At 68.2% G+C, this 12167-nt stretch carries 11 protein-coding genes and 1 pseudogene; 8 read left to right on the top strand and 4 right to left on the bottom strand.

The genetic code is table 11. The annotated features are described in order from the left end of the window. Nucleotides 1-94: 94 nt before the first annotated feature. The 7 genes and pseudogenes from KA383_11365 to KA383_11335 all read left to right on the top strand — a co-directional run bounded on the left by KA383_11365 (nucleotide 95) and on the right by KA383_11335 (nucleotide 7020). On the top strand, nucleotides 95-628 hold the full coding sequence (locus KA383_11365) for a shikimate kinase (GenBank protein MBP7746718.1): 534 nt from the start codon (nucleotides 95-97) through the stop codon (nucleotides 626-628). After that, nucleotides 628-900, top strand: a pseudogene (locus KA383_11360) (prepilin peptidase). Before KA383_11365 ends, KA383_11360 begins: the two are co-directional and overlap by 1 nt. A gap of 1288 nt (nucleotides 901-2188) precedes the next feature. Next, entirely contained in the window at nucleotides 2189-3022 is an 834-nt protein-coding gene (locus KA383_11355; protein ID MBP7746717.1) for a glutamate racemase, read from the top strand. Nucleotides 3023-3029: 7 nt separating this feature from the next. Then, a complete protein-coding gene (locus KA383_11350) occupies nucleotides 3030-3875 on the top strand; it encodes a HEAT repeat domain-containing protein (GenBank protein ID MBP7746716.1) in 846 nt (281 codons plus the stop codon). Nucleotides 3876-3986: 111 nt separating this feature from the next. After that, entirely contained in the window at nucleotides 3987-4895 is a 909-nt protein-coding gene (locus KA383_11345) for an alcohol dehydrogenase catalytic domain-containing protein (GenBank protein ID MBP7746715.1), read from the top strand. Continuing rightward, nucleotides 4895-5668, top strand: coding sequence for a laccase domain-containing protein (locus KA383_11340; GenBank protein MBP7746714.1), 774 nt, complete (start codon nucleotides 4895-4897; stop codon nucleotides 5666-5668). The genes KA383_11345 and KA383_11340 overlap by 1 nt, the downstream gene beginning before the upstream one ends. Next, complete coding sequence (locus KA383_11335) at nucleotides 5665-7020, top strand: hypothetical protein (protein MBP7746713.1); 1356 nt, start codon at nucleotides 5665-5667, stop codon at nucleotides 7018-7020. Before KA383_11340 ends, KA383_11335 begins: the two co-directional genes overlap by 4 nt. Before the next feature lie 212 nt (nucleotides 7021-7232). Here the strand turns inward: KA383_11335 and KA383_11330 are convergent, their stop codons facing one another. The 3 genes from KA383_11330 to KA383_11320 all read right to left on the bottom strand — a co-directional run bounded on the left by KA383_11330 (nucleotide 7233) and on the right by KA383_11320 (nucleotide 10454). Further along, nucleotides 7233-9260: a sulfatase-like hydrolase/transferase gene (locus KA383_11330; protein ID MBP7746712.1), complete on the bottom strand. Its 2028-nt coding sequence runs from the start codon at nucleotides 9258-9260 to the stop codon at nucleotides 7233-7235. Between the two features lie 87 nt (nucleotides 9261-9347). Next, the gene (locus tag KA383_11325) at nucleotides 9348-10187 is read right to left on the bottom strand and encodes a metallophosphoesterase (protein MBP7746711.1); all 840 of its coding nucleotides are present in this window, start codon (nucleotides 10185-10187) and stop codon (nucleotides 9348-9350) included. Nucleotides 10188-10223: 36 nt separating this feature from the next. After that, the gene (locus KA383_11320) at nucleotides 10224-10454 is read right to left on the bottom strand and encodes a hypothetical protein (protein MBP7746710.1); all 231 of its coding nucleotides are present in this window, start codon (nucleotides 10452-10454) and stop codon (nucleotides 10224-10226) included. Nucleotides 10455-10626: 172 nt separating this feature from the next. Between KA383_11320 and KA383_11315 the strand changes: the two genes are divergently transcribed. After that, the gene (locus KA383_11315) at nucleotides 10627-10995 is read left to right on the top strand and encodes a 6-carboxytetrahydropterin synthase (GenBank protein ID MBP7746709.1); all 369 of its coding nucleotides are present in this window, start codon (nucleotides 10627-10629) and stop codon (nucleotides 10993-10995) included. Between the two features lie 11 nt (nucleotides 10996-11006). Here KA383_11315 and KA383_11310 read toward each other — a convergent pair whose 3' ends face one another. Further along, the gene (locus KA383_11310) at nucleotides 11007-12128 is read right to left on the bottom strand and encodes a M42 family peptidase (protein MBP7746708.1); all 1122 of its coding nucleotides are present in this window, start codon (nucleotides 12126-12128) and stop codon (nucleotides 11007-11009) included. Between the last annotated feature and the right edge of the window lie 39 nt (nucleotides 12129-12167).

The following is a 12167-nucleotide window of genomic DNA, read 5'->3' as shown; positions in this document are numbered from 1 at the left end:
GGAGCAACGGGCAAGATGCCCGCAGCACCTGCGTGGGAGAAATGCTGAGTGGCTGCGGGAGCGAACCTGGCGAGCGGTAGAATGAAGTAGCGTGATGGCTGCCCGAAACGTCATCCTGATCGGGCTGCGCGGCAGCGGCAAGAGCAGCGTCGGCCGCGCGCTGGCGGCGCGCCTCGGCTGGGAGTTCGTCGATACGGACGAGCGCGTCGAGGCGCAGACGCGGCGGACCATTGCTGAGATCTTCGCACAGGACGGCGAGCCGGCGTTTCGCGCCCTCGAGACTGCGGTAATAAAGGATGTTGCGCGCGGCACGCGACAGGTGCTGAGTGTCGGCGGTGGGGCGGTCTTGAACCCGGAAAATTGTGCCTCACTGCGGGCCGCCGGCGTGTGCGTCTGGCTCACGGCCCCGGCTGAGGAATTGCACCGGCGTACGCAGGCCGATCCGGGCACGGCGACCCGGCGGCCGGCGCTGACGGACGCGGCCGGCGTGGGCGAGGTGCGGCGCTTGCTGTCCGCGCGCCAGCCGCTGTACGCTGCGCTCGCCGACCACGTTGTATCTACAGAGGAACTGCCCCTGGAGCGCGTGGTCGAGACCGTTCTGCGGGTCGTGACCTCGGAAGTGTCGTGATGCTGCACGTGGTCTGCGAAATCTTCGTCTGGCTGTTGGGCCTGTGCGTGGGCAGCTTTCTAAATGTGGTCGTCTATCGGCTGCCACACGGCCTGTCGATCGCGAACCCGCCACGCTCATTCTGTCCGCGCTGTCGCGTCGGCATTGCGTGGTACGACAACATTCCATTGGTGAGCTGGCTGCTGCTGGGCGGGCGCTGCCGAAACTGCCGGCAGCGCATCTCGGTGCAGTACCCGCTGGTCGAGGGGCTGACCGGCCTGGCGTTCGTGCTGGTCTACCATCTGATCTTTGTTGCACAGACGCCGGCCACACCAATGGCCCTCCAAGTGCCCCAGGATGTGCCGCTGCTGCTGGCGTGGCTGGTGCTCGTGGCGGGGCTGGTCGTCTGCGCGGCGATGGACATCGTTTCCTATTCAGTGGATGTGCGGGTGACGAACGCCGTCGTGGTGGCGGCCATCGTGCTGCGGGCCCTGTGGCCGCGCGCAGAGTCCATCGTCCCGCACGCCGGCACGCCGACGGCCGCCGCCGCCCTCGCTGCCTTCCTGGCCAGCGGCGTCATGCTCTGGCTCACGGTGTGGCGGGTACCGGCGCCGGAGGAGGGCGGCGCGGCTGAATCCGCCGAGAGCCCGCTGTCCGCCGCGGAGGCGCCGACCGCCGGCATTGCGGGCCGGTTCAGCGTGCTGGTGCTCGTGCTGCTGGCGGCATGGTTCGTCTACCCGGCGCTGCATACCGAAGTTTCCGCGGCTCGGCCACCGGTGGCTGCGGCCCTGCTGGCGGCGTTCGCCGTTGTGGTGGTGGTTGGCGGTCAGCGGCGGTCGGCGGATGCGGAGATTCACGCCGCGATCGAGGAGGAGCAGCCGCAGGCGCGCCTGACGGCGTTGAAAGAGTTGGCCTGGCTGGCTCCGGCGCTCGTGGCGGGGGCGTTGGCGCTTGGCGCGGTCGGCGGCTGGCCCGCGTTTGGCGAGGCGTGGCGGCGGTTCGTGGGGTGGTCGCCGGGGGGAGACTTCGTGCCGCTGGGCGGAGCGCTGACGGCCGTTCACGGGGCCATCATCGGGGCCGCCGCGGGTTGGGTGCTGCGGATCGTCTTCACGCTGGTTTTTGGGCGCGAGGCGTTCGGTGTCGGCGATATCTACATCCTGGCGGCGGCGGGCGCGGCGGGGGGCTGGGATATCGCACTGCTCGGCCTGCTCTTTTCGATCGGCATTGCGCTGGCTGGCTGGCTGCTCGGCCTGCTGTTGAAGAGCACCGTCATGATCCCGTTCGGGCCCTGGCTGGCGCTGGGGTTTCTCGTGGCGCTCTGGTGGCACCGGCCGGCACAGCGCATCGCCGCGGCTTATCGCGACAATGTCGTCGTCGCGTGGGAGGAGCAGCCGCACGTGCTGCTGGTGGCCGGCGGACTGATGCTGGTCGGGACGGCAGCGGCGATCGTCTTTTCGCGGCTGGTGCGGCGGTGGGTGGTGCCGGATTGAAGGGGGCGGCTCGCCGAAGGCACTGGCCGGGCTGGCTGGTTCCGCGTATTCTGAGAGTTGCAGTGTCCGAGAGGCGGTCAAGGAGGACTGCATGAGTACCAGCCCCATCGCAGTGTTTGACTCCGGGCTCGGGGGATTGTCGGTGGTGCGTCATCTGCGGCAGCTTCTGCCGCACGAGCACCTCGTGTACTTCGGCGACACGGCCCGCATTCCGTATGGGACCAAATCGCGGCCGACGGTCGTGCAGTTCGCGCTTGAGACCGCGGGATTTCTGCTGCAGTTCGACCCCAAGCTGATCGTCGCCGCGTGCAACACGGCCAGCGCGCTCGCGCTCGACGTGCTGCGGAAGGAGCTGCCCCCGCCGGTCATCGGCGTGGTCGAGCCCGGGGCGCGCGCGGCGGTGCGGCTGGCGCAAGGCCGGCCGGCGGCGGTCATCGGCACCGAGGCAACGATTGGCAGCAACGCCTATCCGAAGGCGATCCGCGCGCTGGCGCCGGACCAGCCCGTGATAGCGCAGCCTTGCCCGCTCTTCGTGCCGCTGGTCGAGGAAGGCCGCAACAACGACGATCCGATTGTCAAGCTCACGGTGGAGACGTACCTCGGGCCGCTGCGTGCCCAGGGGATCCAGGTCATCGTGCTGGGCTGCACCCATTACCCGCTGCTGCGCGAGGCCATCGCCGCTTGCCTGGGCCCCGGCGTGCACATTGTGGACAGCGGCCGCGAGACCTCGCTGGCCGTGCAGCGGCACCTCACCGAGCACGGCGGCTTGTGTTCGGACCCCACCCCGGGTAGCATGCGTTGCTACGTGAGCGACAACCCGGCGCGGTTTCGGCAGGTGGGATCGAGGTTCCTCAATGAGCCAATCGAACAGGTCGAGCTGGTCGAACCGGAGCGCTATGTCGGGAGCGCGCGGCAGCCGCATTGAGCGACGTGTGAACCGGCGATTCGCTGGTGTGGTGTTGGTGGGGCTGGGTTTCATGCTGGTGCCCGGCTGCCAGAACCAGTCCTTTGAGACCACACTCGACTCCGGCTTCAAGAAGCTGTTCGCCCCCCGCAAGACGCCGCAGCAGTACATGCTCGTCGCGGTCTCGTCGGACGACCCCGACGCCCGGCGTGACGCGGTCGTCCAGGTCTCGAAGAGCAAGCTGTACAACCGCGAGTGGGCGATCAAGGGGTTTGTTGCCATCGCGCTGCTGGAGAGCGAGCCACAGACGCGTTGCGTCGCAATCCGCGCGCTGGCCCGCACGGGTGATCCACGTGCGACTGAGACCGCCCTGAAGATCCTGAACTACCGCGACTACCCACCGGAGGAGGTCTGGCCACCGGTGGCGTTGTGCCGCTGGGACGCTACCGGCGCCCTGGCTGACCTGTCCGCGGCAGGCCAGATCCCGGAAGAGTATCGCGAGCAGGCCTTTCGGACGCTGCTCGAGCGACTGAAGAGCGACCCGGATCGCCACGTACGAATCGCCGCCGCGCGCGGCCTCGGATATTACCCGGAACCGGATACCGTCCCGGCCCTGATCGAGGGGCTGCGCGACGAGGACTTCGCCGTCGCGCATCAATGCGAGGATTCTCTGGTCCGCCTGACCGGACGCACGCACGATTCCAATGCGCTGGCTTGGGAAGACTGGCTTGCAGCCAATGGCGAGAACGCGTTCGCGCATCGCGGCGAGGTGCCCGAGTCGCGCCGGCCGCCGTACAGCAACCAGTGGGAGAAGGGCTGGTACGATACGACGGAACTGGTCCGCTGGCTGTGGCCGGGCTCCAAGGACGAGTGATCATCCGGCGGCGCGTCGTTCACCTTCCGCCGGCCGCGAGGAATTCGGGTGCAGGCCCTCATCGTCCCTGCTGATCAACCGCCCCGCGTCGAGTTCGTGCGCGATCATCCGATGCCGCAGCCGGCGGCGGGCGAAGTCTGCATCCGTGTCCACTTGGCGGGGGTCTGCGCGACCGATCTCGAGATTGCCCGCGGCTACATGCACTACGCCGGCGTGCCCGGCCACGAGTTCGTGGGAACCGTTGTCGCCGGAGATGACCGGCTGCACGGCCGCCGCGTGGTGGCCGAAATCAACTGCCCGTGTGGACGGTGCGACTTCTGCGGGCGGGGGCTGGCCAACCACTGCCCGCGCCGCACCGTCCTTGGCATCGCGGGCCGCGACGGAGCTTTCGCCGAGTACCTGACGATTCCCGCCGGCAACTGTCATCTCGTGCCTGACCGCGTAACGGATCGGCAGGCCGTGTTTGTCGAGCCGCTGGCCGCCGCGGCACATGTACTCGATGTGGTCACGCTCCAGTCGGGACAGCGCGTTGTCGTGCTGGGCAGCGGGCGGCTGGGGCTGCTCGTCGCACAGGTTCTGGCAATGCAGCCTGGCGAGTTGACTGTCATCGGGCGCAACCCGGCCACGCTGGCGCTATGTGCCCGTTGGGGTATTCGCACGCTGGATGTATCCGATTGCGCGGCCGTGGAAGGCAGCGACGTGGTTGTGGAATGCACGGGGGCGCCGGCGGGTTTGGCGCTGGCCTTGCGCCTGTGCCGTCCGTGCGGCACGGTTGTGTTGAAAAGCACGTACGCCGGTGCCGCCGGAGTGGACCTGGCGCCACTGGTCGTCAACGAGGTGCGCGTCATCGGCAGCCGTTGCGGGGCGTTCGCGCCGGCGCTGCGTCTGCTCGCCGATGGCCGGGTCGAAGTGGATGAGTTGGTCACTGCGGTGTATCCGCTTGCACAGGGTGTGGCGGGCCTCGCGGCCGCCGCTCGGCCGGAAAACGTGAAAGTCCTGCTGCAACCCGGGTCGTTCTGATGCATTTCGTAGAGCGCCACGCGCGGCGCTATGCCCAGTTCGAGCGTTTGCGGCACGCGGCCGGTCTTGTGCATGCCTTCTCCACGCGGCCGGCGAATGTGGCCCCGCGCGATGGCGCCGGGGCGGCGGAGCGCGAGGCGCAACGTCGGACCATGTTGACTGACTGGGGCTTCGACCCGTCCCGCTTGTACTACTGCCTCCAGGTCCACGAAACCCGGTTGACCGTGGTCACGCGGGATGTCGCCGCCGGCCCGTTGCCCGAATGTGACGGCGTCGTTACCGATCAACCGGGCGTTGCGCTCATGACGTTCTCTGCGGATTGCCCGCTGGTACTCGTGCATGACTCCGTCCGGCGGGCACTCGGGCTGGTGCATGCGAGTTGGCGGTGCACGGTCGCGGGGCTGCCGACGCGACTCATCGAGGTGATGAGCGAGCGATTCGGCTGTCGACCCGCCGATCTGCACGCCGGCGTCGGGCCGGGCGCCGGGCCGTGCTGCTATGAAGTGCAGTCCGACGTGTACGAGGCGGCGGTGACGCTGCCGGAGCGCGAACCCTGCTTCGCGCGTCGCGGTGGGCGTATGTACTTCGATCTGTGGATAGCCAACCGGAGCCTGTTGCAGGCGGCCGGCGTGCCCGCCGCGCAGATCGAGTTGGCCGGCGTGTGTACACTGTGTCGCAATGACGTCTTCTATTCGTTTCGTCGCGAGGGGGCGGGCTGCGGGCACTTTGGCCTGCTGGCCGGCCTGATGGAGGTGCCACCCGGGACGCGATGAAGCCGGCACCGTTGCTCTTCGAAGATCCTGCATTCACGCCGCCGGCGCCGCCTGCAGCGCGGCCGGGCGTGGCGCGTGGTCTGCTGTTGGTGCTGCTGATCTTTGCGGGCACGCGGTTGTTGACGTGGACCGCCACGTATTGCGGGGCGGCGATGCTGGTGCGGATTGAACACCAGCTCGACCCGCCGTTCGAGAAGCACGTCCGCCGGCTGCAGGCGCAAGCCGCCCAGGGCCGCAGCGCGGAATACCAATCCATTGTCGACCTGCTGACGAATCTCGCCCCGCTCTGCCGGTTCGATGGCGTGCACTACAAGTCGATCATCGAAGGCGGCTACCGCTACCAAACACCGCCGCCCGGCACAACTGATCGCAAGTTGCTCGAGCAGAACATCGCCTTCTTTCCGCTGTATCCGGCGCTGTGTTGGCCGCTGGCACGGCTGGTCGGGACGCACGCGGCGATGATCATCGTGGCGCACGTCTTCGGTCTGGCGGCGGGCATCCTGCTGTACCTGTGGGTGCGCCGCCGCGTCGACGAGCCCACGGCGCTGCTGACCGTCGCGTTCACGTTCTGCTGGCCAGCGTCCGTGTATTACAGCTACGGCTACGCCGAGAGCGTGACGCTGCTGACGTTTGTGGCGGCGCTGTGGCTGATTGACCGTGGCCTGTTTCTGCGGGCGGCGGTCATGTGCGGCTTGGCGACCGCGACGCGTCCGACTGCACTCGCGATCGCGGCGGTCTTTGCGCTGGCGTATTGGTTCAAGCGCTCCGGGCCGCGCGGCCGGCGACTGGCGACGCTGATACCGCTGGGCGTGCTCGCTGGTGCGGGGATTCTGTGCTACGCCGCGTACCTGACGTGGCAATTTGGCTCACCGCTGGTGTATTTCGCGAATTTCAAGGCGGGCTGGGTGCCGGATGCACGGCGGGCGACGTGGCTGGAGTTCCTGACGCTGACGCCGGTGTGGGAGCAGTTCAAGTATTTCCGCGACCTCGTGCTGTATCTGCCGCTCGGGCTGATCAACCTGGCGCATCCGTTCCTGTGGAACATGCCGCTGAATTTCTTCCTGCTGTTCCTCAGCCTGGCGGGGCTGGGCCGCGTGCCGCGGAGCTTCCGGCCGCTGCTGGCACTGGGGCCGCTGATCTTCCTGCATTCGTATCTCGCATCGGGCGGGGCGAAGTTCGGCATCGAACCGATTGGGAGGTACATGGCCGTCGCGGTGCCGGCCCTGATCGTCCTGGCGGCGTGGTGCCAGCGCGAGTGGAAACCGGTCGGGCGGTACGTGCTCCTGACGCTGCTGCTGCTGGTCCAGGCGGCATGGGCGTTCCGGTTCGGACTGCAGGAGTGGTCGGGGTAGGGGCCTGCTGGCCTCTGCGGGACGGAGCACCACAGAGGCACACATAGGGCACAGAGGGGCCCGGAGAGGATCTGTAGAAGAGTGAAGTGGGTGGTCGGCGCGGGCCGCGTCCTAGCGTTACGGCAGGTCGGGGACCTGCCCTACGTCAACTCGCCGTCACCCGTCCGGAAACCCGTCGCTGGCGCTCTGGGCTCTGATCTCGGCGGCGTGCGTCAGGGGGACGGCTGGCCTAGTTCGCTCTCAATGCGCTGCAGGTCTTGCCTGAGCTTCGGCGAACGCGGGTCTTGCTCGATGGCGCGACGCAGGTAGTCGGACGCTTCTTTGAAGCGCTTCTCGCGGGCCAAGGACATGGCCAACGCGTGCAGGGCTCGGCTGTGATGGGGATTTGCCGTGATGGCCTGCTCGTACGCCGCGCGGGCTTCGTCACTGCGCTGCAGGGCGTTCAGGGCGTTGCCGTGCTCGAAATGCGCGTCGGCGTCTGATGGGTTCTGCTCTACGAGCGTGGCGAGCTGTTCCTCGGCCTCTGCCAGCCGGCGCGCTTCAAGCAATCGCCGAGCGTAGAAAAGGCGCATTCCGCTGGCCGGCGGTTTTTCGGCCAGCACCTGGGCGCATACGTCGAGAATTTCCGACTCGCGTTGCAGACGCCGCAGCGCCAGCGACAGCTCGTTCAGCGGCGTGGGTGCGTCCGGCAGCGCCTGCACGACCGCGCGCAGCAACGGCTCCGCGGCGGCGAAATCACCCGCGCCGACGAGACGATGGGCCCGGACATATTGCTCGATCGTCGCCATGTGCGCCATCGGACTGTCGCCGCGCGGTTCCAGCGCTGCCGCCACCTCCGCCGGCGTGGCGTCGTCCGCGGTTGCCGCCGCGACGTAGCCCAGCGTCGCGAGGCGGGCGACTTCCTGATCGCTCAGGGCTGGCCCGGCCGTCGCTGGCGCCGCGGTCGCGGCAGCTTCGGCCACGATCTCGGCCAGTCGCGCCCGCAGCCGCGCCGCCTGCTCCGGCTGCGCAGCGGCGAGATTGTGTTCTTCGTTCGGATCGGCGCTCAGATCGTACAGCTCCGGCTGCGTGGCCAGGATGTACTTCCAATCGCCCTCCGCGACGCTGCGCAGCGCACATAACGCCAACTCGGTCTGTGCCGTGAACGACTCGCCGTACGCCGCGAGCTGCAAGTCGTCCGTCGTGCCGGCGATGAGCGGACGCAGGCTCGTGCCCTCTGCATGCGGCGCGGGCGGGAGACCGAGATAGTCCAGCATGGTCGGCAGCAGGTCGAGCACGCGCACTCGCGCCGCCACGGTGCGGCCGGCCGCAATGATGTCGGGGCACCACACGATCAGCGGCACGTGCAGCGTCGATTCGTACACGAGATAGCCGTGCTCGGACTCGCCGTGCTGGCCGAGTCCCTCGCCGTGGTCGCCGACCACGACGACCAGCGTCCGGCGATCGAGTCGTAGCTCCTCGAGCGCAGCGCGCAGCCGGCCGATCTGCCGATCCATGAACGTGATTTCTTCGGCATACGCCGCGGGCGAGTCCGGCGCGGCCCCGCGCGACGATTCATACGGATAGTGCGGGTCGTAGAAGTGGACCCAGAGGAAGAAGCGCTGCTGGGCCGCGCCGCGCAGCTGCGCCAGCGCGTCGTCACAGACTTCGTTGCCCCGACGCTCGGCGGCTGCGGCGTTCGCGCCCGGGGCCGGCACAACGTCCTTGTACGTATCGAAGCCTCGATTGAGGCCGTACCGGCCATCGAGCACGACTGAGGCGACGACCGCGCGCGTCGCGAACCCGGCGGCCTTCGCCAATGTGGCCAGCGTCGTGTGCTCCGGCGCCAGGCGGTCGAGCGCGTTGCGCCGTACGCCATGGGCGGCGGGATTCAGCCCGGTCATGATCGTACAGTGGGCCGGCAGTGTGAGCGGGATCGCGGTGTCACACGCCGCGAAGCGCGTGCCTTCGCGGGCCAGGCGGTCGAGTTCCGGCGTCTGGGCGGCGGTGTTGCCGTAGCAGCCGAGGTAGTCGGCGCGGGTCGTATCGAGGGTGATCAGCAGCAGGTTAAGCGGCGCGGACGCGGTGGTCGTCGCGGGGCCGATCGTCGCCGGCTTATGGGAGATCTGCCACCAGCCCCACCCGATGGCAAAGAGGAGCACACCCAGCGCGAAGCCGAAAGGTGCGAGCGACGGAGGTCGTTCACGCGCCTCCGTGGCGGTGGGCTTGGCCGCACGGCGGCGGCGACGGCGGTCTTTCAACGCTCAGGTCCTTTCGGCGCGGCTCGTTGGCGCGCGCTATCAGTGTAGACGGAGCGTGCTACAAGCCGCAATCGCATGCCGCCGGAGCTATCGGAGCACGGTGTGCCGGAGGGTCTCCGCCGGGCGGGCGGTGTCGAACAGGACCGCATGCAGCCGCGTGTGGCTCTGGCCGGGGTTGATGCACAGCGAGTCACCCACCCTGTCCGCGTAGCTGCCGGTCACGATCGGCGATTCATGGATATGGCCATGCAGCGTGACCAGTGGGCGGCGTTGTTCGATGAACTGCCGTACCGCCCGCGACCCGATCGGATAAGGCACGGTTGGCAGCCGGTCGAGCTTGGAATCGAACGGCGGCGCGTGCGACACCAGGATCCAGGGAGCCTTGGCCAGCGGTGCTTCGGTCAACTCGTCCGCGATCGTCGCCCGTCCGCCGAAAAACGCGGCCAGGTCCACAGGTTGCGCGCGGTTCGTCTGCGTATCCCAGGTGACGCCGCCGAATTCCGGGATGGGGTCGCCGGCGAGGTCAAGTCGCTCGAAATCCTTCAACCAGTGCGGCGTGGCGGGCGTGCTGGAATAGCCCAGCAGGGCGACGCCGTCGTGCTGCCAGACTCGGCGGTGGTCCAGCAGGACGATGCGGCCGGCGTCATGGTGGGCCTGCAGCGTGTCGCGCGAGCACGCCCACTCGTGGTTGCCGGCGATGCACACGATGATCAGCCGTGGCTGGGCTGTGCGCCACGCCGCGACGCGCGGCATAAAAACCCGCTCCAGGTAGGCCCCCTGGGTGCCGCGTGGATCATCCTGTTCGCCGTCGGGAAACAGGTCGCCGCCGAGGATCACGACGTCTGGCGCCGCGCTGCGCAGCAGGTCGTCAAGCTGAGCGTACAGCCCGGTGGCGCCATGCAAGTCACTGGTGAAGCAGATACGCATGCGGCCCGCTTGCCCTCATACCAACGGTCACGCGGCTCAATCGATGATATTGTCGAGGCGTTGCGCCGCGTTGTCGACCCCGCGGTTGGCAGCATTCATCACGTCGTCGGCCCGCTCCGTGATAACCGGCTTATCCGTGCGCGGGGCAAAGCGATTGTAGTGTGGGTCAGCGCTCAGGCTGCAGCCGGACATGAGCAGGGCGGCGAGCGCGGCCAGAACGGCCAGGCGGCCGGGCGAACACGGGCAGGTGCGTTGCACTGACGGCATGGCGGTAGTTCTGGTGCCTGTCGCGCCGCCGGCCGACCCCGGGTGGGACAACCGCCGGCGCTATCCGTCTTATCGGCACACGGTGGGCCGTCCGTGCACGCCGGACGCGGGTACAATTCGCCGACCGGGTCGAGCGGTCAGACCCTGCGGCCCCGAGGAGGAAGACGACGCCATGTTCGAGGTCAGCGTTACCGACACGTTTCAGGCCACGCATCAACTGCGCTATCCGGACGGGACGTTCGAGACGCCGCACGCTCATGCGTGGCACGTGACAGCGACGTACGCCGGGCCGGAGCTGAATGACATGGGCGTGCTGGTGGATTTTGGCGTGGTGCGGGAGCGGCTGCGCGAGTTGTGCGCGGCGCTGGCGGGGCAGTCGCTGAACGGCCTGCCGGTGTTCGCGGAGCGCCAGCCATCGGCGGAGAACGTCGCGGTGGTATTGGCGGGGGGGTTGCCGCGTAGCCTGCCGGGCGCGGTATGCCTGCGGTGCGTGGCGGTCGAAGAAGAGCCAGGGTGCGTGGCACGGTATTGGCCGGAGTAACGCCGGCGGACCTACGCCGTCAGCCAGGCGGCCAGCAGATCGACCGCCGCCTGGGCGTCCTTGCGGCTGATTGCTTCCGTCACGGTGTGGATGTAGCGCGTCGGAACGGAGAGCGTGATCGTCTTCGTGCCCGCGCGCGTCCGCTGCAGCGCGCCGGCGTCGGTCCCGCCGCGCGGCAACAGCTCGCGCTGATGAGGGATCTTGTGCTTGCGGGCCAGCGCGACGAACTCGTCGAACAGACCGCGATGGCTGATCGCGGCGCCGTCCAGCACTTTGATGCCGACGCCCTTGCCGAACTCCGTCACCGCCTCGTCCTTGCCGATGCCCGGCGTGTCGCAGCACAGCGTCGTATCGATCGCGATGCCGATGTCCGGGTCGACGCCGAACGCCGCTGTCGTGGCGCCGCGGATGCCGACCTCTTCCTGCACGCAGGCGACGAAGTAGATGTCGTACGGCGTGCCGGCGATCAGGCCGCGTTTGACCGTGCCGCTGGGCAGGATTCCCAGCGCCTTGCGGACAGCGTGGATGCCGACCCACAGCGCGATGCGATTGTCGAGCGCCTTGCCGCAGATGGCGTCGCCGATCACCTCCGTTGTCTGGCAGAGCGTGACCGGGTCGCCGATCTCGACGAGTTTCTCGACTTCCTTCTTCGGGCGGAATAGATCGACGCAGAACTCGCGGATTTCGGGGATCTTCTTCTTCTCTTCTTCGGAGGCCAGATGCACGGGTTTGCCGGCGGGGTTCAGCACGCCGACCAGGTCCTGCTTGCCGTGCACGACGACGCGGCGGGCGAAGAGATTGCGCGTGTCGAACCCGCCGACGTTATGGATGCGCAGGAAACCGTGGTCGTCGATGTAGCGGACGTAGAAGCCGATCTCGTCCATGTGACAGGCGAGCATGACGCGCTGCGGGCGGTCAGGCGCGGCGCCGCGACCCTTCGCACGCGGCTTGCGCGTGGCGCGCTTCAGGCAGATCAGGTTGCCCATGGGGTCGACCGTGGTTTCGTCCCACAGACCCTTGGTTTCGGCGAGCAGCAACTCACGCACGCGCTCTTCGCGACCCGGCACGCCCGGGGTCTCGGTCAGGCGTTTCAGAAACTCAAACGTACCGAACTGGTCAGCAGGCGACGCCATACGGGCACCCCATTTGTCAGAAAATGTTTGGCGGGTTCC

The organism is Phycisphaerae bacterium (assembly GCA_017999985.1).
Taxonomy (GTDB): Bacteria; Planctomycetota; Phycisphaerae; order UBA1845; family Fen-1342; genus JAGNKU01.
The sequence above is the reverse complement of the archived record's forward strand: the minus strand, read 5'-3'. Positions and strand labels throughout refer to the sequence as shown.